Source organism: Rhodanobacter sp. B04 (genome assembly GCF_002001125.1).
In the GTDB taxonomy this organism is placed as follows: domain Bacteria; phylum Pseudomonadota; class Gammaproteobacteria; order Xanthomonadales; family Rhodanobacteraceae; genus Rhodanobacter.
The window spans coordinates 454559-480843 of the sequence record NZ_MUNV01000026.1; the positions used below are offsets into that span (position 1 = coordinate 454559).

A 26285-nucleotide genomic window follows, 5' to 3' on the forward strand; every position below is an offset into this window, starting at 1 on the left:
GCTGTTCCCACAGGTTCTCAGGGCGGGCTGGAAGGCGCCTGCGCGGATGATGCGGCCGCCTTGCGCTGCGCGTCGCGGCGCAGGCGATATTCGACGCGCCCGACATGCACGGAAGCGGCGGCCACCATCAGGGCCAGCAGATACCAGGTGATCAGGTAGACCAGGTGATTGTCGGGGAAGTGGATCACCGTCAGGCCACCTTGTGGCCACGATGCGGCGCTGCCGGTTGCGTCGGTCGGCGCGGCATCCGCATCCACGAAGTAGGGCGCGACATCGGTCAGTCCGCGGGCGGCGGCGATCGCCTGGACATCGCGCGTATACCAGCGCCCGTGTGCGGGATCGTTATGACGCAGGAACGCCCAGGTCTGGCTCATGCGCAGCAAGCCGGTGATGGTCGTCGCGCCGCCGGGGGGCACGAGGCAGGATGCGTCAGGGCTGCACTCTTCGGCAGGTACGAAGCCGCGATTGACCAGCACCACGCTGCCGTCGGCCAGGCGCAGTGGCGTCATCACCCAATAGCCATTGCCCAGTTCGGTGCTGGCCCAGACCAGGGTCTGGCGGTCAGGCAGGTACGTGCCGCTCAGTCGTACATGGCGGTACTCATCGGCGTCGGCGGTGAGATGCGCCCACTGGGCCGGCCCAGGCGCGTCGACAACAGGTGCATGTACGCGCTGGTCGACGCGGGCGATCAGCGCGTGCTTCCAGTGCAACCGGTGCACCTGCCAGGTGCCGAGGGCGATGAAGCTGGCGAAAAACACCAGTGCCAGCGCAGCCACTGCGACCAGGGCCAGCGGCCCGCGCGGGCCGCGGCTGGCATCATCCATCATTGCCGGGTTGTCTGGCCGCGACATGATCCGGTGAGGCGTGCGGTAACGGCGTCCTGCTTCATGGCAGGCTCTTCACGTCCATCATCGACGGCATCATGTTGTGGTCGAGGTGGTACATCACCCAGATCGAACCGCTCAGCGTGATCACCACCATCACCAGGGTGAAGATCAGCGCCAGCATGTTCCAGCCGCCCTGGGACTTCGCGTCCATGTGCAGGAAGTAGATCATGTGCACGATCATCTGCACCGCCGCCAGGCCCAGTACCACGGCCGCGGTGGTGCTGGATTTTTCGAACTGGCCGGTCATCACCAGCCAGAACGGGATGGCGGTGAGGATCGCCGCCAGCACGAAGCCGGTCATGTAGCCTTTCAGCGTGCTGTGACTGGCGCCGTCGTCGTGACCGTGGCCATCGTCATGGTGCTCGGTGTGCGCGCTCATGGCAGCACTCCCATCAGGTAGACAAAGCTGAACACGCCGATCCAGACCACGTCGAGGAAATGCCAGAACATCGACAGGCACATCAGCCGGCGCTTGTTCTCGGCGATCAAGCCCTTCTTGCCGACCTGCACCATCAGGGTGACCAGCCAGACGATGCCGAAGGTGACGTGCAGGCCGTGGGTGCCGACCAGGGTGAAGAACGAGGACAGGAACGCGCTGCGCTGCGGGCCGGCGCCGATCGCGATCAGGTGGCCGAACTCGCGCAGTTCCAGGAACAGGAAACACGCGCCGAGCAGGCCGGTGATGGCCAGCCAGGCCAGCATCGCGCGCTTGCCGTTGCGCTGCATCTCCAGCATGGCGAAGCCATAGGTGATCGACGACAGCAGCAGGAAGGCGGTGTTCAGCGCCACCACCGGCAGCTCGAAGATCTGCGCGCCGGTCGGACCGCCGGCATAGTTGCGCCCGAGTACGGCGTACACCGCGAACAGACAGGCGAACACCAGGCAGTCGCTCATCAGGTACAGCCAGAAACCCAGCAGGGTGCCGTGCTGCGGGTGGTGTTCTTCGCTGAGGTGGAAGCTCAGCGTGCTCGGCTGGCCGGGCAGGGGAATGGCTTGGATATCAGACATGGTTGGCTAACAGCTCCGAGCGGGCTGCCTCGACACGGGACACTTCATCGGCCGGGATGTGGTAGTCGCGCTGGTAGTTGAAGGTATGACCGATCGCGACGGCCAGCAGCGCGATGAACGACAAGACGGCCAGCGGCCACATGTGCCAGATCATGGCGAAGCCGAGCACGGTGCTGATGCCGCCGAGGATCACGCCGGCGCCGGTGTTCTTCGGCATGTGGATCGCGATGAAGTCCGCAGTCGGCCGTTCGTAGTTGTGCTGTTTCATCTGCCACCAGGCGTCCCGGTTGTGCACGCGCGGGGTGAACGCGAAGTTGTAGGCCGGTGGCGGCGACGAAGTCGACCACTCCAGCGTGCGGCCACCCCAGGGATCGCCGGTATGGTCGCGCAGCGCCTCGCGGTGGCGGAAGCTCACGTAGAACTGGATCAGCATGGCGCCGATGCCCAGCGCGATCAGCAATGCGCCGAATGCGGCGATCTGGAACCAGATCTGCAGCGAGGGGTCCTCGAAGTGGTTCAGCCGGCGCGTCACGCCCATCAGGCCGAGCACGTACAGCGGCATGAAGGCGAAGTAGAAGCCGACCACCCAGAACCAGAACGAGACCTTGCCCCAGAACGGATCGAGGCGGAAGCCGAACGCCTTCGGGAACCAGTAGTTGATGCCGGCGAACAGGCCGAACAGCACGCCGCCGATGATCACGTTGTGGAAGTGCGCGATCAGGAACAGGCTGTTGTGCAGGGCGAAGTCCGCCGGGGGCACCGCCAGCATCACGCCGGTCATGCCGCCGATGGTGAACGTGACCATGAACGCGACCGTCCACAGCATCGGCACCTCGAAGGTGATCCGGCCCCGATACATGGTGAACAGCCAGTTGAAGATCTTCGCCCCGGTGGGGATCGAGATGATCATCGTGGTGATGCCGAAGAACGAGTTGACGCTGGCGCCCGAGCCCATCGTGAAGAAGTGGTGCAGCCAGACCAGGTAGGACAGCACCGTGATCACCACGGTGGCGTAGACCATCGAGGTATAGCCGAACAGGCGCTTGCGGCTGAAGGTGGCCACCACCTCGGAGTAGATGCCGAACGCAGGCAGGATCAAGATATAGACCTCGGGATGGCCCCAGATCCAGATCAGGTTCACGTACATCATGGCGTCGCCGCCAAGCGTCGTGGTGAAGAAGTTGGTGCCGGCGTAGCGATCCAGCGCGAGCAGGCCAAGCACCGCGGTCAGTACCGGGAACGCGGCCACGATCAGCACGTTGGTGCACAGTGCGGTCCAGGTGAACACCGGCATGCGCATCATGGTCATGCCGGGTGCACGCATCTTGATGATGGTGACCAGCAGGTTGATGCCTGACAACAGGGTGCCGACGCCGGCGATCTGCAAGCCCCAGATGTAGTAGTCGACGCCTACATCCGGGCTCTGCGCGATGCCCGAAAGCGGCGGGTAGGCCAGCCAGCCGGTGCGCGCGAATTCGCCCACGAACAGCGACATCATGATCAGCGCAGCGCCCGCGCTGGTCATCCAGAAGCTGAAGTTGTTGAGGAACGGAAACGACACGTCGCGCGCGCCGATCTGCAGCGGCACCACGAAATTCATCAGGCCGGTGACCAGCGGCATCGCCACGAAGAAGATCATGATCACGCCATGCGCCGTGAAAATCTGGTCGTAGTGGTGCGGCGGCAGGAAGCCCTGGACGTGCCCGAACGCGACGGCCTGCTGCATGCGCATCATGATCGCGTCGGAGAAACCGCGCAGCAGCATCACCAGGCCGAGCACCATGTACATCACGCCGATCTTCTTGTGATCGATGCTGGTGAACCACTCGCGCCACAGATAGCCCCACAGGCGGAAGTACGTCAGCGCGGCGAGCAGCGCGATGCCGCCGGCCGCCACCGCGACGAAGGTCCACAGCAGGATCGGCTCGTGAAACGGAATCGCGTCCCAGGTCAGGCGACCGAAGATCAGTTTGGCAAGGTCGGGGGAGTCAGACATCGTGGTTACCGGGAAAGACGGGGTGGCGCGAAAGGATGGCGGGGGATCAATGTGGCTGGGCCATGGGCATGCCGTGCATGCTCTCATCGGCCGTGCTGTCATGCGCATGCTCGGGGGCTGGCAGGTTCGGCCCCTTCATGCCGCTCATGCAGGATGGCCCCGGGGTAACGCACTGGGTGACGATGTCCTCGAACAGGGACGGCGCCACGCTGGCATAGCGACTGACCGGATCGTTCTCGCTGGGCTTGGCCAGCTGCTGGTAGACGTCGCGACTCAGCACCGGGCCGCTTTTCGCCTGGGCGACCCACTGCTCGAACTGCGCCTCGTCCATGCCACGGAACATGAAGTGCATGCCGGAGAAGCCCGCGCCGCTGTAGTTGGCGGAGAAGCCCTCGAAATCACCGGGCTTGTTGATCACCGCGTGCAAGGTGGTCTGCATCCCCGGCATGGCATAGATCTGGCCGGCCAGCGCCGGCACGAAGAACGAGTTCATCACGGTCGAGGCGGTGATGCGGAACTCGATCGGCCGGTCCACCGGCGCCGCCACCTCGTTCACGGTCGCGATGCCCTGCTCCGGATAGATGAACAGCCATTTCCAGTCCAGCGCGACCACGTCGACCACCAGCGGCCTGGCGTCGACCGTTACCGGGCGGCCCTCGGACACGCGCTCCAGCGGGCGGAACGGATCGAGCTTGTGCGTGCTGACCCAGGTCACCGCGCCGAGCGCGATGATGATCAGCAGGGGCGCCGACCAGATCAGCAGCTCCAGCAAGGTGGAGTGGTTCCAGTCCGGGTCGTAGTCGTCGCGCTGGTGCGAGGCGCGGTAGCGCCAGGCGAACAGCAGCGTCAGCACGATCACCGGCACGATGATGATCAGCATCAGCAACAGCGAGGTGATGATCAGGTTGCGTTGCTGTAATGCAACATCGCCGGACGGCGACATGAGCACGGTCTGGCAGCCCGTCAACAGCAAGACGACAGGCAACAGCAATCCGCGGAGAGCCTTCAGGGACATGACTATCGATGGTAGCGGGACGGGGGAGCCTCGAAATACTACGCGGATCGGCCGGTTTGAGAAATGGGGCATTTTGTCCCATGGCGGTCGTCTCGCGTCGGTGCGATCCTATGCGTCTACCGCCCACGCGACCCCGAGCAGCACGATGTCGAGCACGTTTCAGCACTCCCCCCAGCCCACGGCCGATGCGCTGGCGCGTCGCGTCAACCGCCTGCACGGTCAGGCCAGGCTCGCCCCGAGCGAAATCGCGATCGGCGTGGTGATCGGCCGCGCTTCCGAATACTTCGACTTCTTCGTGTTCGGCATCGCCTGCGTGCTGGTGTTCCCGGCCGTGTTCTTTCCGTTCGCCAGCCAGCTGGATGGCATGTTGCTGTCGTTCGCGCTGTTCGCGCTGGCGTTTGTCGCTCGCCCGATGGGTACAGCGCTGTTCATGACCATCCAGCGGCGCTGGAGCCGCGGCACCAAACTCACCGCAGCCCTGTTCCTGCTCGGCACGGCCACGGTGGGCATGGCGTTCCTGCCGGACTACGGTTCGATCGGGGGCTGGGCGATCGGGTCGCTCACGTTCTTCCGTTTTCTGCAGGGCCTCGCGATGGGCGGTTCGTGGGATGGCCTGCCGTCGCTGCTGGCGATGAACACCCCGTCGGGGCGGCGCGGCTGGTACGCGATGATCGGGCAGCTGGGCGCGCCGATCGGTTTCCTGATCGCCAGCGCGCTGTTCCTGTTCCTGCACACCAGCCTGTCGCATGAGGATTTCATCGACTGGGGTTGGCGCTACCCGTTCTTCGTCGCTTTTGCCATCAACGTGGTCGCGTTGTTCGCGCGGCTGCGCCTCGTGGTGACGCACGAATACACCAAGGCGATGGAAGAGCGCGAGCTGGAGCCGGTTGGCGTGGTCGAGCTGGTGCGCACGCAGGGTCACAACCTCTTCCTTGGCGCCTTCGCCGCGCTGGCCAGCTATGCCTTGTTCCACCTGGTCACGGTGTTTCCGCTGTCGTGGATCGTGCTGGGCAACACCCAGTCGATCAACAGCGTGCTGGTGGTGCAGATCATTGGCGCGGCCGTCGGCATCCTGGCCACGATCGCCTCCGGATTCATTGCCGACAACATCGGTCGGCGCCGCACGCTGGGCGTGCTGGCCGCGTTGATCGGCATCTTCAGCCTGTTCGCGCCGTGGCTGCTTGGCGGCAGCCGCTCGGGACAGGATGCCTTCATCCTGGTCGGATTCGCGCTGCTTGGCCTGTCGTACGGCCAGGCGGCCGGCAGCGTCACTTCGAATTTCGAGACCCGCTTCCGCTACACCGGCGCCGCACTGACCTCCGACCTCGCCTGGCTGATCGGTGCCGGATTCGCGCCGCTGGTGGCGCTGGGGTTGTCATCCAAGTTCGGGCTGGTGGCGGTGAGCACCTATCTGCTGTCAGGTGCAATCTGCACGCTGGTGGCCCTGCGGGTCAATCGCGCCCTGGCCGAGCGCGACTGACGTGCCGGGTGCGCGCCCGTAGCCATGCCGAGCCAGGCTATCTGCGCGATCCGGAGATCCAGCGGTGGCCACTGTCAACGCTACATCTCCCTTGTCATGAATACGCTGTAAGGATCTTCAGCGTAGTCGGCAAACGGGGCGCATGGCTTGAACCCGAAACGGGCGTAGAGGCGGTGGGCCGGCGCGAATGCCTCCGCCGATCCGGTCTCCAGGCTCAACCGGCGATACGAGCGATGCCTGGCTTCGTCCAGGATATGTCGCATGAGCAGCGTTGCCACGCCCTTGCGCAGATGCGCTGATGCCGTGCGCATCGACTTGATCTCGCCGTGCCCGGAGTCGAGCTGCTTGATCGCGGCGCACCCCATCAAGTCGGCATCCTGCCATACCGCCCAGAACGTGATCTCCGGCTTGCGCAGTGCCTCAAGGCCCAGCGCATGAATGCTCTGCGGGGGAGAGTGCAGGGTCATGCCCTGCAAATGCTCGCGCAACAGCTGGACAACCGCCGGGCTGCTCAAGTCATCGATGCGGATTTCCATGGCTGTCTGCATCGGATGCGAGTGCCTCGCGCTTGAGTCGGGGCCACGCGGCAACATTACCGCCGTTCCTCCATGAGGCCGACCAGATTGCCATCGGGATCGCGCAAGAAGCCAATCCAGAGTTCATGGTCGGGGAGCTTGGCCGCGAGCTGCGGTGCGCGCTCGCTGACAGCGCCGCGTTCGACGAGGGCCGCATGCACGGCGACGATGTCGGTGACCTTGAAGTAGAGAATGGAATTGTGCCCCACGCTGCCGGCGCCTTGTGGAGTGCTCAGCATGAGGCGCACGCCACCGGCATCGAGGAACACCAGGTTGGGCCCGGCGCTGAACAGAAAGGTCAAACCCAGCGTGTCGCCGTAAAAAGACAGCGCAGCCTCGACGTCGCTAACCGTCACTGCGATCTGGCCGATGTTGGAAAGCCTGGATTCCTTGTTCATGGTCTGGTGCCTGTTTCATGTCCGGTGACTTGGCGTAGCGGCGTGCGGCAAGGGTCGGCGCCTTGGCGATGCTTGCACCAAGCAGCACGACAAGCACCAGAATCGTAAAGATGATGGGATTCTTTAAGGGCATGCTTGCGGCCTAACGCTGGAGTTAAGCGGCGGCGAAGCCGTCCGCCTTGAACGAGATGTTAGGCCGCGAACTCACCGAAGCCGGCCGTATACGAATGGGGAAACCAAGGCAGCCACTACCCACTGAGTAACACTACCAGCCGGAAGGAACCACCAGTTAGCAAATGCATAGCCGTAGAACGGAAGGCTGGCAATCAAGACGATAAGAAACAGGCCGAAGCTCGCCGCATAGGACGCAAGAAGCCACTTAAGATGCCAAATCAAGCCGCGACCTTTGCGCTCCTGAGGTTTGCTGAGGAAATTGGTCATTGCTGCCTAACGCTGGAGTTGAGCGGCGGCGTAGCCGTCCGCCTCGAACGATTTGTTAGGCATCAATGCCACAGCGACGCGAGAAAAATGGCGATTGCGACGGCGAAGGCGACGAATGCCAACTGTTTGATTTCTTTTAGCGTGTTGTGTGTGATGCGGTAGATGACGTCCAGACGCTCTTCGATCCGCGCAAGACGACCAGTCATTTGTTGAACCATGCGCCGGACATTCTCATGATCTTCATCCGTCCAAGGCCGGTCGCCTAGGTCGCGCTCGGGGAGCTCTTCGAAGCGAGCACGAGAGGTCTGCTCGTAGTCATTGAGCTTAAACCACGACGCCTCGGTTTCTTTCTCTACAGATGACATAGTGGGCTCCATGCTCCTGATGCCTAACGCTTGAGTTAAGCGGCGGCGTAGCCGTCCGCCTTGAACGAAATGTTAGATGCCTGACGCCAGCCTAAAAGGATAGAGAACAAGGGCAAAAAGACAAATTGCGGTGTAGGCGGCTAAGACTGAGTAACTTATGGCAAACGAAATTTTGTGAGGAGAACGCGCGATGGCGCGCTTGCCGCGGGGAAGTGCTGGAACTAGCAACGCAAGAATGGAGATAGCCAAAAACGCAAAGCCTGTTGGCCAAACAACACTATCAACACCTACCCACTGAAGGGAAGGCGTCGAGAACACCACGTATGTTGCCGCAAAAAATGCAACTACACACGCGGACAGAAAGACAAACAGCCGACTAATATCCATGGGCATCTAACGCTGGAGTTAAGCGGCGGCGAAGCCGTCCGCCTTGAACGAGTAGTTAGCCTGCGCCACCCCTGTACGTGCAACACCCAAGAAATGTAGCTCTAGAAATATGTGCACGTCTGCGTCAGACACGCAGACATTTGAACTTGGACGAAGGCGTTGTGCAAGGGCGCCTGCTACATCTTGGCGAGGAATGGGAACAGCCTCATGCCGACCAAGTGATAGCCAGACCGTTTGAGTGGAAAACGTTGCGTCCACTAGCTTCTGCAGGCGAGGCACGTCGATGTCGAGGCCGTCACCGACAAGTACGTACTCGTTCTCACCGTGCTTGTCCCAAGCAACAGAGCGATACGCTCTATTGAAGGCTATGTCGAGTATCCGGCTGTCCATATAGAAGGCTAACGCTTGAGTTAAGCGGCGCCGGAGGCGTCCGCCTTGAACGAGTAGTTAGGTGCCACCGCCGACTTGCTGAGCGACGAGCACCGATGGAAGTAAGCGAATGAAGACGCTGTCTTTGGACGAGATGACGATTTCCAGTGTGTCATGAGTCGGGCCGCCGAGCACACGGAGGTCGCTAACTGCAGAGGCAGTGAGTTGATAGGTAAGTTCGTTGGCGCAACGAATGGACAGCTCTACGTGCCTGTACGACGGCATGATGTAGAAGATGACCTGATATGGGTCGCCAGAGAAATTGAAAGTGAGCCCGTTGTATGGCCATGGAACATCGGCATCGGACTTGGATGGAGCTGCACCGAAGAAACGCTCCAAGTCTTCTTGCGTTAATGACAGCCTCAAAGTTTCCATGGCACCTAACGCTAAAGTTAACCGGCTGCGGTGCGCAGCGCTCGGTTGTCGCGACATCCTATACCCGCAGTCCGGTTGAACGCGCTGTTCGGGAGCGAGAGTGGCGGATTCCGGATGGGTTGTTCGGGCCTCGTCGCTTCCGATGGCGGACCGCAGCGACGAGGTCGTGTGTCGGAAACCAGCAAAGCGCCTGCGGCGGTCGGATCAACACCGTTATCCGACCGCCGCAGGCGCTTTGCTGAGTATTGGTGATCGCGCGGCTTCGTCAATCCGGGTGCTCCGCTATCTTACGCAGGAGCTTTCCTATGAAACGTGTCCGCCGCTCTTGCTGCCGAACGCTGGAGTTAAGCGGCGGCGAAGCCGTCCGCCTTGAACGAGTAGTTAGGTTGCTTAGCCAAGAATTTGAGCATGGCAAGGCAGCCCGTTTTTGATTGTGATTTCGATGCTGTGGCCTGCGAAGATGCCGCCATCGTCGAAGTAGACCAATGCTGCCCCGATCTCGTCGTAGACATGCACCGAAGGCCGAGCCAATTTTTGCATGAAGGTTTGCTCGTCCAGTTGACCAATCTCGTCGTCTAGCCAGACATTGTTGTAGAGCGGCAAAAGTGATTGTGCTGCGTAGCGTTTGAGCTCGCCGATGTTGGCGATAAGAGTTGAGTAGTAAACAACTGCGTCCGGCGTCGGTTGCCCGTTGGAAAGATAAGGGCCGTCGCGGACTTCGACGTTCGTTCCCGCATGTTGCAACGTAACGCTCATAGACAACCTAACGCTGGAGTTAAGCGGCGGCGAAGCCGTCCGCCTTGAGCGAATTGTTAGGCAAACTAATTAGCACATACGCATGCGCCACTGCCCCGGTACCCATACGTTATTTGCATACTGGAAGGAAAAGGAAAAACCTTCACCGCAATCAAGCGAGTTATGGCCGTACGGATATAAGTTTCCTTCAACGAGAGCTGTATTTCCGACAATTTGAATTTTGTCGATTTCGACGTTGTTAGACAGAGGAACCTTGGCGGATTCGGGAACTTCCGACGGCGCGACAACCTTACGTATAGCGGCCAACGCTTCGCGCGTTCGCGTGTCTACTGACGTCGGAACCACGTAAGTAAAATTACAGTTTCTTCTCGCGCAATACTGGGGAGTTTCGATTTGGTCGAGCGCGGCACGCGCGAGCGCTGAATGAAACGAATCGGAACTTACAGGAAAAGCGGTGCATGTGCCGACGAGTAAACAAAGGCAGACTGCTATTGATACTTTCATATGCATATGAGCCTAACGCTAGAGTTAAGCGGCGGCGAAGCCGTCCGCCTTGAACGAAATGTTAGGCCGCAACGCCAGACTTCGCGAGCGTCGAACTGGAATTTACTACCGACCAAACTTGGTCCAGATGGCGCCGATTGCCAAGCCAGCCACGATTGACACCCAGACTATGAATGTACCAAACGACGTTGAGCAACCAAATGTCCTAGCGCCGCCGCCGTACCCGCAAACCGACTGGACACCCTGCAATAACGGCAAACCATAGAAGTACGTGGCGGCTCCTGCGCCAAGCAGGACAACAAGCACCAGAATCGTAAAGATGACGGGATTCTTTAAGGGCATGCCTGTGGCCTAACGCTGGAGTTAAGCGGCGGCGAAGCCGTCCGCCTTGAACGAATTGTTAGGCCTTCGCTCGACGACTAGTAATTGCCTGGCCGATCGCAAACCCAAGACCGCCAGCCAACCCGGCGATGCAAGCGCCCTGCCAAGGAAGAAACGCTAACTCTAGCGACAATGTTTTTCCTATTGCCAAAGCCGCCGAAAAACATATGAGCATAATTGCATCAGATATAAGTGATCGTGGCCTTGAGATGGCTATGCCAAATAAGCGGAATACGATTGCAATTGCCCCGCAACCCAGAAGCGCAGAAAGAAAAGAAACAAAAAAAGAGGTCAGCATGGATCTCTCCGATATTGCCTAACGCTGGAGTTAAGCGGCGGCGAAGCCGTCCGCCTTGAACGAGTAGTTAGGCACGCCGCCGAGATCATTGCCGCTCACAACGAGGCCTGCCTTTTTGACCAGAAATTGACCGTGCAGCCGCTACGAGCTTGAAAAAATCTAGGCTCAATTGCTCGTATGGATTGCCATAGTAGCCACACTTTTCGTTTGCGATCCAGGCACTGCTATAGCGATCATCTAGGAGCTCCAAAAGGTCGCGAGCAGAGCCGCTAATAGGCTCGCATTGATGCGCGACCCGAGAGACCTGCTCTGGTAACTCAGCCCGAAGTGCTTGCCATAGGTCTGATGCGTTCATAGTGCCTAACGCTTGAGTTAAGCGGCGGCGAAGCCGTCCGCCTTGAACGAGTTGTTAGGCCGCAATTGCCTGGGACACTCCGTGTAGAACGGCGACTAATATCGCGAGAGCGGTAAAAAGTGTCGCGAAATTCAATCCCGCGATCGGCAGCAAGCGACCACTTGTGAAGCCAATTGACTTTCCATTTGCCCTAATTTCCTTGGCGTTTGCGCTAATCGCCATGAAGACCAAAGAGCAAGATAGAGCCACCAATACGGCAATGATGCCAGTAGACAAAAGTGTGTAGCTACTTACGCTTAGAAGCGTAGCAAATAGAAAAGCCATAGCAGTACGTGGAACTGGATTCATATTCTTGACACTCCCTTGTGAATGATCCTTAGGCCTAACGCTTGAGTTAAGCGGCGGCGAAGCCGTCCGCCTTGAACGAGTAGTTAGAGCGATTTCGGGACAATTGCAAGACCCTCGGGCGATGCAGGCTTGCCGCCACGCTCCCAGTAGAACTGCCAACCATCTTCGGCGAAGTGGCCGACACGCGTGGCAGCGAAATGGATCGCGAGGCAGGTTGCCTGCCAAGCGTCCACGCCAGCGATTGGGTGCGAACGAGACTCCATCGGGCGAAGCGAGACAACCGCACGCCATTCACCGCCAGGTGCATGTGTTGGAACGCCAATGCGCAGAACAGCATCGTGCTCGGTGCCGTCCGGAGCCACCGCAAACCAAGTCCTTTCAGCAGCAAATAGTTCGGTAGACATGAGTGGCTCTAACGCTGGAGTTAAGCGGCGGCGAAGCCGTCCGCCTTGAACGAACTGTTAGACGGGCACTACGTACCCGGCACTAATTTACGCATTGGGTGACAGTGCCGTGGCCGGTAGGCTCGAAACACCCTGTGAATGTACTTGCACACTTGTTGCCGCTAGCGCCCTCGATACATTCGCTTTGACACTGGCTAGACGCCTTACAGGACTTGCCACCGTCCGTGGTTTGAAGGAAGCAGTATTTCACAACATTTTGTGGACCGGCAAAAATCCACTCGCCGCCTCGTGCGACACACGCGGCTTCCGTCCGCGGAACAGCTGGTTTAGTGACCGTTTTGGAAACCTCAGTGCCAGCGCACGCGCTCACAGTGAGAGTGAGCAAAACTAAAGCTGGCAAGCATGGGAGTTTCATCTCTGAAGTCTAACGCTGGAGTTAAGCGGCGGCGAAGCCGTCCGCCTTGAACGAGATGTTAGGTGCCCGCCCAGTGCAGCTTGAGCTCAAGGCACGCGCCCGGAAAGTGATGGTAGTAACTTTTGCAAAAAGCCTCCTCATCGTTGGCTTGTGAAAGCCAAGAAGAAAGAGCAGGCATGTTATTGGCCGAGCTGAAGGCGTGTAGAGCTGCTATCGCGTTGGACTCCATGTCCTCAAGAGGCCCGAAACTACCAGAATTTCGCACTGCATAGTCTATGAGCCACAGGTTGTAGATGGCCAACTGAATTGGCGTAAGGCTCTCAACGCCTTGAGAGGACTTCTTTTCGATGATGTCGCCACCGACCTCAACGAGCCAACTCTCAAGACCAAAGTCATCTTGCATTGGACACCTAACGCTGGAGTTAAGCGGCGCGCGCTTTTTGCGCGTCCGCTTGGACGAGTGGTTAGGCGGCCGGCCCGCGCCACCAACGGAACTCATGCTTGTACTTGCCAAGTACGTGAATTGCAAAAAGAGAAGCGATCACCCACGGCACAATTTGCAGAACTAGATGCCAAGCCGATGGAGGGTTAGGGCCGTAGTCGTCCATGGCTGCGAAGGGATTGATCATGCCGACAGGCAAAACGATGACTACAAACCAAAGCATGACGAGCACAAGTACGCGCGCAACGTGCTGCCGCAGCCACAACCCTAAGCCAAGCAGTAGGAAGAAAGTCGTGGTAACCAGCCCCTGAAGCTGCCCGTCGATGACGAGTTGCACACCGCGTAGCGTGAACCAAACACAGGCGAGAACCAACGCCAGTAGCGTCCAGCTCAGAAGTCGCGACCGGGTTGAAGGAAGTAGCCTCATATGCTGCCTAACGCTGGAGTTGAGCGGCGGCGTAGCCGTCCGCCTCGAACGAGTGGTTAGGGTGCATTGCCGACAACCCTGAGCGCAAGAGCAGATGTATAGACGTTGCCAGAAACCTCGCTGAAACGATCCATGCCTGGGATGACGCCGAAAGTGCCATCAGCTTTTGCGCGGGCCGGAGCATAGTCGTTGAAGCTGCCAGCACCGCCGTAGACGTGGTTAACCGAACCAGAAAGCCCGTTTAGCTCGCTTTGAGTAAAGCCGAGACTGAGTAGCGACGCAGCTCGCTGTTGGCATGCTACGAAGTGCTTGCGCCATTGGCATAGCGGATCTTGCGCGAGTACCACTACTAACTCACCAAGATGAGCATGCAATGTTTCAAGTTGTTCGCGACGATTGTTCATGCAGCCTAACGCTGGAATTGAGCGGCGGCGTAGCCGTCCGCCTCGAATGAGATGTTAGGCCTACCCGTAGAATTGCTGACGGGAACCCGCTTTATTTCGTAGGGACTGGCGAGATTCGGAAAGACGGCAGAAGGATAGTAAGAGACCCAATACTCGGTCCTACCGTGGCAAGTTTGCATGAACCACTGCTCGGTGCGACTGCCATTGTTACCTGACTGGACAAGACCAACTCGGGTGAGCGAAACGGCGCAAGAAGGTCCAAGGCTTTGTTTGATGAGGCTTAGCCAATTCGACTCTGGACTACTGTCTGCTGCCACGGAACAAGCTGGAAACGAGAGCGCCAAAATTAGGATGATAATTTTTGCCGCCATGCTCTTAAGGCCTAACGCTGGAGTTAAGCGGCGGCGAAGCCGTCCGCCTTGAACGAGATGTTAGGCCGCTCACCGATAGGAGTGAAATGCCACCTGAGAAGCGTAGACGATCTCCCCACCAGAAACTTTGCGATCCAACGCGTCGAGCTGCTGCAGAATGCTCTGGTAGTGACGTTGCCAGTGAGCGAAAACTGCGACGCCACCTAGGATAAAGACCGAGGTTAGAACGAGCGAAGCGGTGGTGCCTAGTGACGTGAAGCGGTAGAGAAGCAGCAAGATCAGGAGCACGCATAGAAGCGGTGTGACGAATGCCGTCACCAAGACTCTGCGGCGAGCTCGAAGGACGGAAGCTCTGACAGCAAACAAATCTTTTATGCGAACGATATCGTCGTTTTGCATGGCGGCCTAACGCTGGAATTAAGCGGCGGCGTAGCCGTCCGCTTGGATGACTGGTTAGGCTGCGTTGCGACGAAACACCGTGATGACTGAAGCAATGCAAAGCCCGGCGATAACCAGTAAGAGCCACAACGCATGAGCAACGACTACAGGTGCTGCATGCATGAGAGAAAGCAATGACAAGATAGCCCATGGCACAAACACAGCAAGGGCAACCAAGAGCCGACCCCAAGATCTGTGAAAACTCCACGGACGAACTATAGACGCCAAGATCGCACACTCAACGGCAGAAACGAGCAGGCAGACCAAAACAAATTTTGTTGGGTAAAGCGGAACTGGCAAATTGTTATGGATGGCGTACCAGTCGGGAACGAACCCTGCACGCACATAGAGGGCAGCCGCCACAAGCCAAGCAAAGATATAAAACTTGCGGAAAAAATTCATAGCAGCCTAACGCCTGAGTTAAGCCGCGCCGCGAAGCGGCGTCGGCTTGGACGAATTGTTAGGCCCTGCCTTCATTCTGTGGCCCCTAACACACGAACCAGTGCTTGGCGGGAATCACCTAAGGCATGCAAGAGAGCATCCATTCCTGGTTTCCACGCGCCGTGATAGAGAAGCTCTGGCTTGCGGGGGTTTTGCGCGAACACGCGATCGATGAAGTAGCCAGCCGCCCCCGGCTCCAGCCCGCTTTCCAGGTGCGTGATGTAAAGCTCCATGGCATTGCGAGCATCGGTGACGTAGGCGTCGCTGTAGTGGCAGTAGAGCAAGTGCACGACACGGCCGGAGAGTGCCGCAGCGAATGCCTTATAGAACTCGTATGAGAAGTTCTTGGCGACCGTAGTGGCAACACCGGCCGCGGCCATAAGCGCAACTTCGCATCGGAAAAGCGCGAGTTCCGACTCGCTTAATGAGAGTTCTGAGCGCGTTTTGCCCTCAGCCTCGATGGCGGTGCCATATGCGGGCGAGACATAGGCGCCAAGTGCCCATTGAGCGAACTCGACAGGGTCGTTAACCAGCGCTTCTAGAGATGACATGCGAGTTGCCTCATCTGGGGCCTAACGCTGGAGTTAAGCGGCGTGCGGTACGCACGTCCGCCTTGAACGAGTTGTTAGGTGCAAAGCTCAATTTTGGTGGTAACCGCGCATGCGAATGAGCTTCCCCTTGGAGTCGAAAAGGATTGATATTATTGTATGGGCGTCAGGTCGATAGATGTAGACATACCTACCATCTGGGTTGTGATCCTCGTGCACTGGCTGACCTATGCATGATTTTACGAAGTCTGAGGTGGCCTCCCCCGCAACGTAACCTGCAACAGTTGTGGGGCACGTTGCCTGCGGTGCAGGTGCAGGTGCAGGTGCTGGCGCAGTCGCAGTCGCACAGCCAGAGACAAACACGAATAGGAGCAGCACAGACAACATCAGCTTGTTGGACATATAGACCCCTTGGATTGAACACCTAACGCTGGAATTAAGCGGCGGCGGAGCCGTCCGCTTGAATGACTAGTTAGAGCCTTGCGGCTCCGTCTCGAAGGAAAGACCTATAAGCCTGCACCAATTGTTGACCAAGGCTTCTAGAAGAGCTGCTACATACTCCGGGTTCTCGTTGTCGAACTTGACAGGAGGCCACCAGTCGGAGAGACCGCCCATGCCGTGAGGCTTGACGAGCTTGGCGTGTACCAGTGCCTTGTTGATGTCGCCTGCCTCAAGGCTAGCCAAGCAAGCTTGGAGGTTAGTGTCCGGCTGTGAGCCATGGTCAAGGATGAATTTGACCAGAGCCCGCGTTGCCTTTGTTTGCTGCGCTATCCATGACGACCGAGACATTGTGTTTGAGCTCTAACGCTTGAGTTAAGCGGCGGCGAAGCCGTCCGCCTTGAACGAGTAGTTAGAGCGTAGTACCAACTTTGACGTAGACAACGATTGCTGCTCACGCATGTGCTTTAAGCAACCTATCTAGCTCTGACTCCGATACTCCGGGCGCATCCTCAGCGAGCCAGTGCGCAAATTGTTCCTTGTGAGCAAAGTGGTGTTTGCGGCCCTTGATGACATGATCCGCTTGCTCACCGAACTTGCATACAAAGTCTAGGTGATTGCGGGCGGTATTTACCAACTTGGTGAGTGCAATAGAAGGCAGCTCTGCCGCTGGCTCTCTTGCGGTCTTGTCGTTGTAAGGAGATAAGCCGAACAAAAGATCACGTAGCTCTTTCGTCTTGCCGCGATCCATCAGTGTTCGGATAACTTCGGCCTTCGTCATGGTGAGCTCTAACGCTTGAGTTAAGCGGCGCCGGAGGCGTCCGCCTTGAACGAGTAGTTAGGCGCGGAACCTTCCCCGTGCACGCTGATTTCTCCTTGCACTCCAAACTGCCAAAGCAATGCAGAAGTAAGAGATTCCGCCCAAGACAGCGGGTAGCTTACCGGAGTAGATGCCAAACATAACAATGAGAAGCGCCATAACTCCGAAGGCCGCTACGAAGAGATTTATAGCCCATGGAGGTAAGAGCCCACCATCTTCCTTGCGCCCTCTACCAGTGAGAGCACGATAGATAAGCAAAACAAAAAAATACAGACCCGTGAAGGAGATGCCGAGCCCAACAAAGGTATACAGATTGATCTCTCCGGGCTTAGCGACAGACTTCGACAAAATCCACCAAGCGATCGAAGCTGGGATGTATGCAAAAAAGCACAAAATCGCGCAGCAAAACAGACGACAAAAGATCACGTAAGCAGCACCGAACCGAACCAGTAACATAACCAGTCGTGCTGACGAAACGCATCGATTTAAGGCGACCTGCGAGTCACCACTCTGATGCGACACTTTGCGCCCCCAAAGGTCGGTGCCCTCGGCGATGAACTGCCCAGGAGAGACCTCGCGCACGCGAAAGTACCAGCCGGCCAACAAACTAGTAAGTGGAAATGCCGAAGCCACTTCTAAAGGATTTTTGGGTTCGACCTGCTGTTTCATGTGTTGCCTAACGCTTGAGTTAAGCGGCGGCGAAGCCGTCCGCCTTGAACGAGTTGTTAGGCGCCACCGCAAGCGCGCCCAATTGGCTTAGCGTACACGTTGCGAATGATGTTGCATGGTGCGCTCGTAGAAGCCCTGCCAGCCCGCAGGCTCTGGAAATTGGCTAGCGAAAACTTGGCGAGCTTGCTCGGGTTGCAATGCAAACCAGTCTTGGAAGGCATACCAATACGTCTCGCCAGCACCCATGCGCCAGCCAAGTGAGCCAAGCTGAATCTTGGGGAATTTGAGCCAAGGTGGATCCATGCTCATGTTTTTCTCCATGACGCCTAACGCTGGAGTTAAGCGGCGCCGGAGGCGTCCGCCTTGAACGAGATGTTAGCGCCAACCGCGCATCGCGGCAGCTATTAAGGCAAATAGAAAGGCGGTAGAAAGAACAAGCTGGATATCAAACGAGTACTTTAGAAAAATGTTGTACCACTTGGATCTTTCACTGTTGCTCAATATTGCCAAGTAACATTCAACATATCGCTGCTGTCGAAAAAGAAGCCCAGCTCTCTTTACCTCAACTTGAGCGTCATTGATGCGTAGGAGAACTACGCACACATACAACACATTGAACAAGAGAACGTAAGTTCCCATGATGACCCACAGAAGTACGAAGAGAGTTGTCATGGGCGCTAACGCTGGAGTTAAGCGGCGGCGTAGCCGTCCGCCTTGAACGAATTGTTAGCCCTGCGGGCAGCTAAATTTGGGAGAAGAATACGAATTCTCGCCTTTAGCTGCTGCTGAGGCTTCTAGTAGCTGCTGCTCCTGCCACCACTTTGCATAACAGGCACATTGCTTCTCAACTTCTAGTGGCTTGCCATTGAGATGACGCCAGTACGAGGTGAGCACGACAGAAGATACGTCGTCGAGCGACCGGACACCAAGCGCATGCAGCTCGTCAGGCAGTTTGGAATGGCCAGACCGAAACCACGCGTTTCTTATGTAAAGGCCCAAACCCGTATGCGCCTTTACGACTGCCTCGGTTTCCGGCGTGTTCTTGAAGTCGTCCCGTTGCTGCGAGCCGAGCTGCTGGTCGAGCGCAGCGAAGGCTTGCGGCAAAGTATTGGGAACCTCGCCGGCACTCGCCATGGAAGCTGCGAAAGCAAAGAGGAACAAAATGACGAACTGGATGTGCTTTGGCATGATGGGCTAACGCTAAGTAGACCCCATATGCGGGGTATAGCGTTGGATCGTTCAGCATCGCCCCCCTCGTCGTCAAGCCATATTCCTACAGGCGATCAGCGGCTTGCCCTGTTTTGTCAGGTAGGTCGAGCCAAGGAGACTGCCTGGAAAGCAGCAGGGAGTGGCTGGATATGTCTTATGACGCTGAAAGCGGCGGTATATCTACTGGTGGCGGGGTGCCACGTGTACCGCGGCTTTTCGATGAAGTTCGTCGGCACATGCGGCTGAAACACTACAGTTTGCGCACCGAGAAGGTGTATCTCGCTTGGATGCGTCGGTTCATCTTGGCGAACAACAAACGGCACCCGCGCGAGATGGGTGCGGTGGAGGTTGAGTGTTTCCTGAGCAGTCTCGCGGTCGAGGGAGATGTGGCGGCCAGCACACAGAATCAGGCATTGTCGGCCTTGCTGTTTCTATATCGGCAAGTGCTTGGCATGGAATTGCCGTGGATGGACAGCATGGTGCGGGCCAAGCGTCCGCAGCGGTTGCCGACCGTGCTGTCGGTGGAAGACACGCGGCGGTTGCTGGGTGCGATGGATGGGCGGCCATGGCTGCTGGCCAGCTTGCTTTACGGAACGGGCATGCGCCTGATGGAGTGTCTGCGCTTGCGCATCAAGGATGTGGATTTCGGTCGCGGCGAGATCACCATACGAGACGGCAAGGGCGGCAAGGATCGCCACACGATGTTGCCGCGCGCACTTGTCGAACCGTTGCAGCGCGAGATTGAGCGTGCACGCCTCCTTCATCAGGAGGATCTCGCCGGTGGCTTCGGTGAGACGCGACTACCTCATGCGCTTGCTCGAAAATATCCGAAGGCCGCACGGGAGCTCGGCTGGCAGTTTGTGTTTCCGTCGCTGCAGCGCTCGCGCGATCCGCAGGACGGCACCTTTCGACGGCATCATTTCGATGAGCGGATTCTGGCCAGGGCGATGAAGCGTGCAAGGGTGGTTGCGAATATTGCCAAGCCTGTCAGTGCACACACACTGCGCCACTGCTTCGCCACGCATTTGCTGGAGGCAGGTTATGACGTGCGCACCGTACAGGAACTGCTCGGCCATAAAGACGTTACCACCACGCAGATCTACACCCATGTGCTGAATCGTGGTGGCCAGGGCGTGCTGAGCCCGCTGGATCGTTGAGGCTCAGCCGGGTCGGCGCGCACCCAGCAGGATCAACACTTCCTGTGCGCTGCGGATGCGTTCGGTGGCACCGGGCAGGTCCAGGGTGATCTTCAGCTTGTCCTGGCCGTCCAGCTTGTAGACGCGTGGCAGCTGCTGGATCAGCTTGATGATAAGCATCGGATCGACGTCGGGCTTCTCGCGGAACACGATGCGGCCGCCGTTGGCGCCGAAGTCGAGTTTGCGGATGCCGAGCGGGGTGGCCATCAGTTTCAGGCTGGCCACGGCGAACAGTTGCTTGGTGCTGTCCGGCAGCAGGCCAAAGCGGTCGATCATCTCCACCTGCAGGTCGCGCAGGTCGTCCTCACTGCGCGCGCTGGCGATGCGTTTGTACAAGGTCAGGCGCGTATGCACGTCGCCGAGGTAGTCGTCGGGGATCAGTGCGGGCAGGTGCAGCTCGACTTCGGTTTCGTGTTCGCTGCTGAGGTCGAAGTCGGGGATCTTGCCGGATTTCAGTGCGCGTACCGCGCGGTCGAGCAGTTCGGTGTACAAGCCGAAGCCGATCTCCTGGATCTGGCCGGATTGTTCGTCGCCGAGCAGCTCGCCGGCACCACGGATTTCCAGGTCGTGCGTGGCGAGCGTGAAGCCGGCGCCGAGTTCTTCCAGCGAGGCGAGTGCTTCCAGACGCTTCTGCGCATCGGCGGTGATCGACTTGCGGTCGGGCACCACGAGATACGCATACGCGCGGTGGTGCGAGCGGCCGACGCGGCCGCGCAGCTGGTGCAGCTGGGCCAGGCCGAAACGGTCTGCGCGATTGATGATGATGGTGTTGGCGCTGGGGATGTCGATGCCGGTTTCGATGATGGTGGTGCATACCAGCACGTTGAAGCGCTGGCGGTGGAAATCGGCCATCACGCCTTCCAGTTCGCGTTCGGGCATCTGGCCGTGGGCGATGCGGATGCGCGCCTCGGGCACCAGTTCCTCCAGTTCACGCACGGTGCGCTCGATGCTCTGCACCTCGTTGTGCAGGAAATACACCTGGCCACCGCGCGACAGCTCGCGCTGCAGCGCCTCGCGGATCGTCGCCGGGTCCCACGCCGAGATGAAGGTGCGCACGGCCGAGCGGTGTGCCGGCGGCGTGGCGATCAGCGAAAGGTCGCGCAAACCTGCCATCGCCATGTTCAACGTGCGCGGGATCGGCGTGGCAGTCATCGTCAGCAGATCCACTTCGGCGCGCAGCTTCTTCAGCTGCTCCTTCTGGCGCACGCCGAAGCGCTGTTCTTCGTCGACGATGACCAGGCCGAGGTTCTTGAACTTGATGTCCGGTTGCAGCAGCTTGTGCGTGCCCACGATCACGTCGATCTGGCCATCGGCGAGGCGCTGCAGCGCCTCGTTCACTTCCTTGGTGGATTTGAAGCGCGACAGCACGTCCACGCGCACCGGCCAGTCGGCGAAGCGGTCGGCGAAGTTGCGGTAATGCTGCTGGGCGAGCAGGGTGGTCGGCACCAGCACGGCGACCTGCTTGCCGGCGGTGGCGGTAGCGAACGCCGCGCGCAGCGCGACTTCGGTCTTGCCGAAGCCGACGTCGCCGCAGATCACCCGATCCATCGCACGCGGTGCGGCCAGGTCGGCAAGCACGGCCTCGATTGCGGTTTCCTGGTCCGGGGTTTCCTCGAACGGGAAGCTGCTGCCGAATTCCTCCACCAGCTGGCGGTCGATCGGCATCGACTCGCCGCCGCGCGCCTGCCGCTGCGCGTAGATCGCCAGCAGTTCGGCGGCGACGTCGCGCACCTTCTCGGCGGCCTTCTTGCGCGCGCGCTCCCACGCATCGCCGCCCAGCGAATGCAGTGGCGCCAGTTCCGGCGCGGTGCCGGAGTAGCGGCTGACCAGGCCGAGCTGCGCCACCGGCACGTACAGCTTGTCGCCCTTGGCGTACTCGATGGTGAGGAATTCGCCATCCATGCCGCCGACGTCCATCGAGAGCAGGCCTTGGTAGCGGCCCACGCCGTGGTCGACGTGTACGATCGGCGCGCCGAGGGTTAGCTCGGTGAGGTCGCGGATGATCGCTTCCGGATCGCGCGCGGTGCCGCGGCGGCGCTTGCGGTCGCGCTCGCTGCGCACGCGTTCGCCGTACAGCTCGCGCTCGGTGAGCACGGTGATCGCCGGCGTGGTGAGTGCGAAGCCTTGTTCCAGGCTGGCGATGGTGATGGCGAATCTTATTTGCTCGGCATCGCCTTTTTGCTCGTCATTCCGGCGAAAGCCGGAGGAGCTCTTCAACAGCGAATGCTGGTCATCTAGGGGCTTACTCGACGCCTCCGACACTGGATTCCGGCTTTCGCCGGAATGACGGCCAATAAAGGCCTGCCAACCCTCAACGTTCTGTGGCTTCACTCCCGCCGCCGCCAGCGTCTCGAGCAGCGCCTCGCGCCGTCCGGCCGAATCCGCGGCGATCAGCACACGGCCCGGATAGCTGGCGAGGAAGTGCCGCAACGACGTGCCGGGTTCCTCGCCCTTGCGGTTGAGCGGCAGTTCCGGCGCGGGCTGGGTGCCGCTGGCGACGGCATGCTCATGGCCGCTGTCGACCACTTCCACGCGCAGTCGCTTGTTGAGGCGTTCGCGCAATTGTTCCGGCGGCAGATAGAGTTCGGCCGGCGGCAGCACCGGGCGTTCGATGTCGTGCGCGCGCTGGTCGTAGCGCTCGGCGGTCTGCGTCCAGAACTGGTCGGCGGCGTCGCCCGCGCCTTCGCCCAGGACGAACAGCGCATCGTCGGCGAGGTAGTCGAACAGCGTGGCGGTCTCGCCGAAGAACAGCGGCAGGTAGTACTCGATGCCGCCGGGCGTGACGCCTTCCTTCATGTCCTGGTACAGCGGGCAGCGGCGCACGTCGATCGGGAAGCGTTCGCGTAGGTTGCCGCGGAATTCCTTGGCCGCCTCGTCGGTGAGCGGGAACTCGCGCGCGGGCAGCAGCTCGATCTTTTCCACCTGCTGCTGCGAGCGCTGGGTTTCCGGATCGAAGCTGCGGATCGATTCCACTTCGTCATCGAACAGCTCGATGCGATACGGCTCGGCCGTGCCCATCGGGAAGATGTCGAGCAGCGCGCCGCGCACCGCGAAGTCCCCCGGCTCGGCCACCTGCGGCACGTTGCGGTAGCCGGAGGCTTCCAGTCGGCGCTGTTCGGCGACCAGATCCAGCTTCTGGCGCTTGGCCAGCACCAGCCCGGAGCCGGTGATATGTGCACGTGGTGCGATGCGCTGCATCAGCGTAGCCACCGGCACCACCAGCACGCCGCGTTTCACGCTCGGCAACTGGTACAGCGTGGCGATGCGCTGCGAGACGATCTCCGGGTGCGGGCTGAACACGTCGTAGGGCAGCGTTTCCCAGTCCGGGAAATGCAGCACCGGCAGGCCGCCGGCGTAGATCTTCAGCTCGGCCTCCAGCGCCTGCGCGCGCTGGGTGTCGCGGGTCACCGCCACCAGCAGGCCATCGTGCGTGCGCGCCGCTTCGGCAATCAGCAGCGCCCGCGCGGAGCCGTGGGGTGGCATCCAGTAGCGGCGTTGCTTGGGGGTGCTGGGAAGGGGTGGATGCTTGATCAGGCTGGACATAAGAGGCGCGTGTTCAAGGCGCCGCCATCGAGCCGCGCCGGGGAAAGCGGGCAAGTGTAACGCGATGGCTTCGACAGGCCTCGCCTGCGCGGTCTTACAGCTTCAAGGTGATCAGCGCCGTACCCGGTTCGTCCGGGATCAGCCGCTGGCTGAAGCCCAGCTCCTTGCAGAGCTCCAGCATTGGCCGGTTTTCCTGCAGCACGTAGCCCCACAGCTCGGCGAGGCCGCGGCGGCGGCAGTCGTCGACCAGCCGCTGCATCAGCAACGCGCCGAGGCCGATGCGGCTCCAATCCTGCTCCACCAAGACCGAGAATTCGGCGCTGTCGGTAGTCTCGTCGACGTAGATCCGACCCACACCGCGCATCTCGGCCGGTTTCACCGTCTCGTCCATCAGCACATGGGCGGTCTCGATGGCCGGATCGATGCGGCACAGCCGTTGCGCCATCGGTGCCGGCAGTTCGGACATCGCATGCAGGAAACGGCGACGGATGTCTTCCGGCGAAAGCCGGGAGAAACAGCGCTGCATCGCCGCCACATCGCCTGGCTCGATCGCGCGCAGCACCAGCTCGCGGCCGTCGCGGGTACGCACGGATTCGCCCGCACTCGACGGCGCCACGCGTGGGCGGGCGAAGCGCTCGCTGCTGCGGGGCGGCAGTGGTGCAAATCGGTCGGGGGCGGCAAAGTCGATGGCAGGGATCATGGCAGTTCCATACTTTTGCGTATTGTGTGCAACGCAACATGAATTTGCAATGACGGACGGTGCCTGAGCGTGGCGGGGCTTGCCCAGGCTGAGACTGGCGCTCTGCCCCCATCGTGCTGCGGCACGGCAAGGTGGCGCTGCCACAGACAGGCTTTGACCGTGCGCGGCACAATACATGCCGGATTTCAGCGGGGCACAGACATGACCAGCAAGCAGGCCCATGGCCTCACCGCCATCCAGCTGGACGCGTTATGCGGCAAGTGGCCGGGAGTAACGCGCGATATCAAATGGGGCGCGGATCTGGTATTCAGCGTCGGCGGCAAAATGTTCGCGGTGACGCCATCGGATGGCAGCGAAGGTGGCCGGCTCTCGTGCAAGGTGGCCGACGAACGCTTCCTGGAGCTGACCGATCAGCCAGGCGTCATTCCCGCACCATACATGGCGCGTGCGCACTGGATCTCGATTACCGAGCCACGGCGTTTCAGCACCGCCGAATTGGAAATGTTCATCCTGGACGCGTACATCCTGGTGCGCGCCAAGCTCACGAAGAAACTGCAGGCGCAACTGGGCGAATTACCGACATGGAAGGCAAAGAAATGAAACAGCACCTGGGCGCCTTGGCGCTGCTGGTCGCCGACTACGACGAGGCGATCGCGTGGTATACGAACGCCTTGGGCTTCGAGCTGATCGATGACACCGACATGGGCGACGGCAAACGCTGGGTATTGCTGGCACCGCCCGGTTCGCGCGAAACCCGCCTGCTGCTGGCCAAGGCGAAGGACGACGAACAGGCCTCGCGCATCGGCAACCAGACCGGCGGTCGTGTGTTCCTGCTGCTGCACACCGACGATTTCCAACGCGACTGGCAGCGCATGCGCGCGGCCGGTGTGCATTTTCGCGAAGAGCCGCGCCACGAAGCCTATGGCACGGTGGCCGTGTTCGAGGATCTGTACGGCAACGGCTGGGATCTGCTGGAGCTGAAGCAGCCGCCGCAAGCATGACGGGCGGTGCACTAGCGCTTTCTGCCGGCCAAGGAGAAGGCTAGGGTTGCAGGGCCCGTTCGATCGCCTGTTGCGCCAGCGGTGCCATCACGGCATAGCCGGCGGCGTTCGGATGCAGTCCGTCGGATGACAGCTCCCTCTTCAATGCCTGATTGGCGTCGAGCATCGCGTCGTAGTAATCCAGATAGACGAAGTGCTCGCGCTGCGCATAGGCCTTGATCCACGCATTGAGTTCGCGGATTTTCTGCGGCGGCCGCCCCTTGGTCATGCCGGCATCGACATCGTCGTTGACCGGCGTGAGCGAGGCGAGCACGACCTTGATGCGATGGACACGCGCCAGTTCGGCCATCGAGGCGAGATTGTCCTCGATCATGCCGAGCGTGGACGGACCGGTATTGCCGGCAAGGTCGTTGGTGCCGGCAAGAATCACCACCACGCGGGGTTTCAGCGCGATGACGTCAGGACGGAAACGAACCAGCATCTGCGGCGTGGTCTGGCCGCTGATGCCGCGGTTGACGTACGCCTTGCCGGGGAAGAACGCGCCGGTGCCGCGGCCCCAGAAGTCGGTGATCGAATCGCCCAGGAAAACCACGCGCGTCTCGCCGCTGCCCGGCGCGGGTAGCCTGGCGTTCTCGTCGCGGTAACGTGCCAGTTCGGCCCAGTCGGCCAGGCGCCGTTCGCTGGCGGCGAGGCGCTGCGCCAGCGCGTCCGGCGTGGGTGTTGCGGTCTGTGCAAGCGCCAGTCCGGCATACAGCAGGCCGATCAGGATGGTGATGGGCTTTTTCATGTGCATGCCTCGCTGGTATCAGGTGTCCCGGCAC

At 60.0% G+C, this 26285-nt stretch carries 30 protein-coding genes; 4 read left to right on the forward strand and 26 right to left on the reverse strand.

The genetic code is table 11. The features are described from left to right. Positions 1–17: 17 nt before the first annotated feature. From B0E46_RS16855 to cyoA, 5 genes are all read right to left on the reverse strand, one after another. Positions 18–851: an SURF1 family protein gene (locus B0E46_RS16855; protein ID WP_139350600.1), complete on the reverse strand. Its 834-nt coding sequence runs from the start codon at positions 849–851 to the stop codon at positions 18–20. Positions 852–885: 34 nt separating this feature from the next. Continuing rightward, a complete protein-coding gene (gene cyoD / locus B0E46_RS16860) occupies positions 886–1266 on the reverse strand; it encodes a cytochrome o ubiquinol oxidase subunit IV (RefSeq protein WP_077556872.1) in 381 nt (126 codons plus the stop codon). Then, a complete protein-coding gene (gene cyoC / locus B0E46_RS16865; RefSeq protein ID WP_077556873.1) occupies positions 1263–1895 on the reverse strand; it encodes a cytochrome o ubiquinol oxidase subunit III in 633 nt (210 codons plus the stop codon). The genes cyoD and cyoC overlap by 4 nt, the downstream gene beginning before the upstream one ends. Next, complete coding sequence (cyoB, locus tag B0E46_RS16870) at positions 1888–3861, reverse strand: cytochrome o ubiquinol oxidase subunit I (protein WP_217316369.1); 1974 nt, start codon at positions 3859–3861, stop codon at positions 1888–1890. Before cyoB ends, cyoC begins: the two co-directional genes overlap by 8 nt. Positions 3862–3937: 76 nt before the next feature. After that, the gene (gene cyoA / locus B0E46_RS16875; RefSeq protein WP_254425194.1) at positions 3938–4876 is read right to left on the reverse strand and encodes a ubiquinol oxidase subunit II; all 939 of its coding nucleotides are present in this window, start codon (positions 4874–4876) and stop codon (positions 3938–3940) included. A 175-nt stretch (positions 4877–5051) separates the two neighbouring features. Between cyoA and B0E46_RS16880 the strand changes: the two genes are divergently transcribed. Then, positions 5052–6386, forward strand: a complete 1335-nt coding sequence (locus B0E46_RS16880) for an MFS transporter (protein WP_077556876.1) — start codon at positions 5052–5054, stop codon at positions 6384–6386. 80 nt (positions 6387–6466) lie between these two features. Here B0E46_RS16880 and B0E46_RS16885 read toward each other — a convergent pair whose 3' ends face one another. The 18 genes from B0E46_RS16885 to B0E46_RS16965 all read right to left on the reverse strand — a co-directional run bounded on the left by B0E46_RS16885 (position 6467) and on the right by B0E46_RS16965 (position 19003). Then, a complete protein-coding gene (locus B0E46_RS16885; protein WP_077556953.1) occupies positions 6467–6922 on the reverse strand; it encodes a GNAT family N-acetyltransferase in 456 nt (151 codons plus the stop codon). A 56-nt stretch (positions 6923–6978) separates the two neighbouring features. Continuing rightward, positions 6979–7359, reverse strand: coding sequence for a VOC family protein (locus tag B0E46_RS16890; RefSeq protein ID WP_077556877.1), 381 nt, complete (start codon positions 7357–7359; stop codon positions 6979–6981). 204 nt (positions 7360–7563) lie between these two features. Then, positions 7564–7800 (reverse strand): hypothetical protein, encoded by a 237-nt coding sequence (locus B0E46_RS17550; protein ID WP_139350601.1) that lies wholly within the window; start codon positions 7798–7800, stop codon positions 7564–7566. A gap of 62 nt (positions 7801–7862) precedes the next feature. After that, entirely contained in the window at positions 7863–8165 is a 303-nt protein-coding gene (locus B0E46_RS16895; protein ID WP_139350602.1) for a hypothetical protein, read from the reverse strand. Between the two features lie 834 nt (positions 8166–8999). Further along, the gene (locus tag B0E46_RS16905; protein ID WP_139350603.1) at positions 9000–9356 is read right to left on the reverse strand and encodes a hypothetical protein; all 357 of its coding nucleotides are present in this window, start codon (positions 9354–9356) and stop codon (positions 9000–9002) included. A gap of 390 nt (positions 9357–9746) precedes the next feature. Further along, on the reverse strand, positions 9747–10112 hold the full coding sequence (locus B0E46_RS16910; RefSeq protein WP_077556880.1) for a DUF2262 domain-containing protein: 366 nt from the start codon (positions 10110–10112) through the stop codon (positions 9747–9749). A gap of 904 nt (positions 10113–11016) precedes the next feature. Beyond that, complete coding sequence (locus tag B0E46_RS17555; protein ID WP_139350604.1) at positions 11017–11295, reverse strand: hypothetical protein; 279 nt, start codon at positions 11293–11295, stop codon at positions 11017–11019. Between the two features lie 786 nt (positions 11296–12081). Then, the gene (locus B0E46_RS17560; protein ID WP_139350605.1) at positions 12082–12402 is read right to left on the reverse strand and encodes a hypothetical protein; all 321 of its coding nucleotides are present in this window, start codon (positions 12400–12402) and stop codon (positions 12082–12084) included. Between the two features lie 473 nt (positions 12403–12875). Beyond that, positions 12876–13220 (reverse strand): hypothetical protein, encoded by a 345-nt coding sequence (locus tag B0E46_RS16920; RefSeq protein WP_077444392.1) that lies wholly within the window; start codon positions 13218–13220, stop codon positions 12876–12878. Positions 13221–13281: 61 nt separating this feature from the next. Further along, positions 13282–13596, reverse strand: coding sequence for a hypothetical protein (locus B0E46_RS16925; RefSeq protein ID WP_077556882.1), 315 nt, complete (start codon positions 13594–13596; stop codon positions 13282–13284). 146 nt (positions 13597–13742) lie between these two features. Next, positions 13743–14090, reverse strand: a complete 348-nt coding sequence (locus B0E46_RS17565; RefSeq protein ID WP_139350606.1) for a hypothetical protein — start codon at positions 14088–14090, stop codon at positions 13743–13745. Positions 14091–14530: 440 nt separating this feature from the next. Next, entirely contained in the window at positions 14531–14860 is a 330-nt protein-coding gene (locus tag B0E46_RS16930) for a hypothetical protein (protein ID WP_077556883.1), read from the reverse strand. Positions 14861–14914: 54 nt separating this feature from the next. Then, positions 14915–15301 (reverse strand): hypothetical protein, encoded by a 387-nt coding sequence (locus B0E46_RS17570; protein WP_139350607.1) that lies wholly within the window; start codon positions 15299–15301, stop codon positions 14915–14917. Positions 15302–15372: 71 nt separating this feature from the next. Beyond that, complete coding sequence (locus B0E46_RS16935) at positions 15373–15891, reverse strand: hypothetical protein (protein WP_077556884.1); 519 nt, start codon at positions 15889–15891, stop codon at positions 15373–15375. Positions 15892–16780: 889 nt separating this feature from the next. Next, entirely contained in the window at positions 16781–17107 is a 327-nt protein-coding gene (locus B0E46_RS16945) for a hypothetical protein (protein WP_139350608.1), read from the reverse strand. A gap of 57 nt (positions 17108–17164) precedes the next feature. Continuing rightward, complete coding sequence (locus B0E46_RS16950; protein ID WP_139350609.1) at positions 17165–17815, reverse strand: hypothetical protein; 651 nt, start codon at positions 17813–17815, stop codon at positions 17165–17167. An 87-nt stretch (positions 17816–17902) separates the two neighbouring features. Beyond that, the gene (locus tag B0E46_RS16955; protein ID WP_077556888.1) at positions 17903–18124 is read right to left on the reverse strand and encodes a hypothetical protein; all 222 of its coding nucleotides are present in this window, start codon (positions 18122–18124) and stop codon (positions 17903–17905) included. A gap of 417 nt (positions 18125–18541) precedes the next feature. Next, complete coding sequence (locus B0E46_RS16965; protein ID WP_077556890.1) at positions 18542–19003, reverse strand: DUF6794 domain-containing protein; 462 nt, start codon at positions 19001–19003, stop codon at positions 18542–18544. A 170-nt stretch (positions 19004–19173) separates the two neighbouring features. Between B0E46_RS16965 and B0E46_RS16970 the strand changes: the two genes are divergently transcribed. Further along, positions 19174–20181 (forward strand): integron integrase, encoded by a 1008-nt coding sequence (locus B0E46_RS16970; RefSeq protein WP_077556891.1) that lies wholly within the window; start codon positions 19174–19176, stop codon positions 20179–20181. Positions 20182–20184: 3 nt separating this feature from the next. On the opposite strand, the gene mfd is transcribed toward B0E46_RS16970, so the two are convergent. Together mfd and B0E46_RS16980 are read right to left on the reverse strand one after the other, a co-directional pair. Next, on the reverse strand, positions 20185–23763 hold the full coding sequence (gene mfd, locus B0E46_RS16975) for a transcription-repair coupling factor (protein ID WP_077556892.1): 3579 nt from the start codon (positions 23761–23763) through the stop codon (positions 20185–20187). Between the two features lie 94 nt (positions 23764–23857). Beyond that, positions 23858–24463 carry a GNAT family N-acetyltransferase gene (locus tag B0E46_RS16980; protein WP_077556893.1) on the reverse strand — a complete coding sequence of 202 codons (606 nt, stop codon included), beginning with the start codon at positions 24461–24463 and terminating at the stop codon, positions 23858–23860. 159 nt (positions 24464–24622) lie between these two features. Here B0E46_RS16980 and B0E46_RS16985 point away from each other — a divergent pair, with 159 nt between their 5' ends. Beyond that, positions 24623–25063 (forward strand): MmcQ/YjbR family DNA-binding protein, encoded by a 441-nt coding sequence (locus tag B0E46_RS16985; protein ID WP_254425204.1) that lies wholly within the window; start codon positions 24623–24625, stop codon positions 25061–25063. Then, positions 25060–25464 (forward strand): VOC family protein, encoded by a 405-nt coding sequence (locus B0E46_RS16990; RefSeq protein ID WP_077556895.1) that lies wholly within the window; start codon positions 25060–25062, stop codon positions 25462–25464. Before B0E46_RS16985 ends, B0E46_RS16990 begins: the two co-directional genes overlap by 4 nt. A gap of 40 nt (positions 25465–25504) precedes the next feature. On the opposite strand, the gene B0E46_RS16995 is transcribed toward B0E46_RS16990, so the two are convergent. Continuing rightward, a complete protein-coding gene (locus tag B0E46_RS16995; RefSeq protein ID WP_077556896.1) occupies positions 25505–26251 on the reverse strand; it encodes an SGNH/GDSL hydrolase family protein in 747 nt (248 codons plus the stop codon). Between the last annotated feature and the right edge of the window lie 34 nt (positions 26252–26285).

What these genes read in the sequence shown, in the direction of transcription:
- B0E46_RS16855 (WP_139350600.1), bottom strand. Translation starts at nt 851, where the DNA reads ATGTCGCGGCCAGACAACCCGGCAATGATGGATGATGCCAGCCGCGGC.
- cyoD (WP_077556872.1), bottom strand. Translation starts at nt 1,266, where the DNA reads ATGAGCGCGCACACCGAGCACCATGACGATGGCCACGGTCACGACGAC.
- cyoC (WP_077556873.1), bottom strand. Translation starts at nt 1,895, where the DNA reads ATGTCTGATATCCAAGCCATTCCCCTGCCCGGCCAGCCGAGCACGCTG.
- B0E46_RS16880 (WP_077556876.1), top strand. Translation starts at nt 5,052, where the DNA reads ATGTCGAGCACGTTTCAGCACTCCCCCCAGCCCACGGCCGATGCGCTG.
- B0E46_RS16885 (WP_077556953.1), bottom strand. Translation starts at nt 6,922, where the DNA reads ATGGAAATCCGCATCGATGACTTGAGCAGCCCGGCGGTTGTCCAGCTG.
- B0E46_RS16890 (WP_077556877.1), bottom strand. Translation starts at nt 7,359, where the DNA reads ATGAACAAGGAATCCAGGCTTTCCAACATCGGCCAGATCGCAGTGACG.
- B0E46_RS17550 (WP_139350601.1), bottom strand. Translation starts at nt 7,800, where the DNA reads ATGACCAATTTCCTCAGCAAACCTCAGGAGCGCAAAGGTCGCGGCTTG.
- B0E46_RS16895 (WP_139350602.1), bottom strand. Translation starts at nt 8,165, where the DNA reads ATGTCATCTGTAGAGAAAGAAACCGAGGCGTCGTGGTTTAAGCTCAAT.
- B0E46_RS16905 (WP_139350603.1), bottom strand. Translation starts at nt 9,356, where the DNA reads ATGGAAACTTTGAGGCTGTCATTAACGCAAGAAGACTTGGAGCGTTTC.
- B0E46_RS16910 (WP_077556880.1), bottom strand. Translation starts at nt 10,112, where the DNA reads ATGAGCGTTACGTTGCAACATGCGGGAACGAACGTCGAAGTCCGCGAC.
- B0E46_RS17555 (WP_139350604.1), bottom strand. Translation starts at nt 11,295, where the DNA reads ATGCTGACCTCTTTTTTTGTTTCTTTTCTTTCTGCGCTTCTGGGTTGC.
- B0E46_RS17560 (WP_139350605.1), bottom strand. Translation starts at nt 12,402, where the DNA reads ATGTCTACCGAACTATTTGCTGCTGAAAGGACTTGGTTTGCGGTGGCT.
- B0E46_RS16920 (WP_077444392.1), bottom strand. Translation starts at nt 13,220, where the DNA reads ATGCAAGATGACTTTGGTCTTGAGAGTTGGCTCGTTGAGGTCGGTGGC.
- B0E46_RS17565 (WP_139350606.1), bottom strand. Translation starts at nt 14,090, where the DNA reads ATGAACAATCGTCGCGAACAACTTGAAACATTGCATGCTCATCTTGGT.
- B0E46_RS16930 (WP_077556883.1), bottom strand. Translation starts at nt 14,860, where the DNA reads ATGCAAAACGACGATATCGTTCGCATAAAAGATTTGTTTGCTGTCAGA.
- B0E46_RS17570 (WP_139350607.1), bottom strand. Translation starts at nt 15,301, where the DNA reads ATGAATTTTTTCCGCAAGTTTTATATCTTTGCTTGGCTTGTGGCGGCT.
- B0E46_RS16935 (WP_077556884.1), bottom strand. Translation starts at nt 15,891, where the DNA reads ATGTCATCTCTAGAAGCGCTGGTTAACGACCCTGTCGAGTTCGCTCAA.
- B0E46_RS16945 (WP_139350608.1), bottom strand. Translation starts at nt 17,107, where the DNA reads ATGACGAAGGCCGAAGTTATCCGAACACTGATGGATCGCGGCAAGACG.
- B0E46_RS16950 (WP_139350609.1), bottom strand. Translation starts at nt 17,815, where the DNA reads ATGAAACAGCAGGTCGAACCCAAAAATCCTTTAGAAGTGGCTTCGGCA.
- B0E46_RS16955 (WP_077556888.1), bottom strand. Translation starts at nt 18,124, where the DNA reads ATGAGCATGGATCCACCTTGGCTCAAATTCCCCAAGATTCAGCTTGGC.
- B0E46_RS16965 (WP_077556890.1), bottom strand. Translation starts at nt 19,003, where the DNA reads ATGCCAAAGCACATCCAGTTCGTCATTTTGTTCCTCTTTGCTTTCGCA.
- B0E46_RS16970 (WP_077556891.1), top strand. Translation starts at nt 19,174, where the DNA reads ATGTCTTATGACGCTGAAAGCGGCGGTATATCTACTGGTGGCGGGGTG.
- mfd (WP_077556892.1), bottom strand. Translation starts at nt 23,763, where the DNA reads ATGTCCAGCCTGATCAAGCATCCACCCCTTCCCAGCACCCCCAAGCAA.
- B0E46_RS16980 (WP_077556893.1), bottom strand. Translation starts at nt 24,463, where the DNA reads ATGATCCCTGCCATCGACTTTGCCGCCCCCGACCGATTTGCACCACTG.
- B0E46_RS16990 (WP_077556895.1), top strand. Translation starts at nt 25,060, where the DNA reads ATGAAACAGCACCTGGGCGCCTTGGCGCTGCTGGTCGCCGACTACGAC.
- B0E46_RS16995 (WP_077556896.1), bottom strand. Translation starts at nt 26,251, where the DNA reads ATGAAAAAGCCCATCACCATCCTGATCGGCCTGCTGTATGCCGGACTG.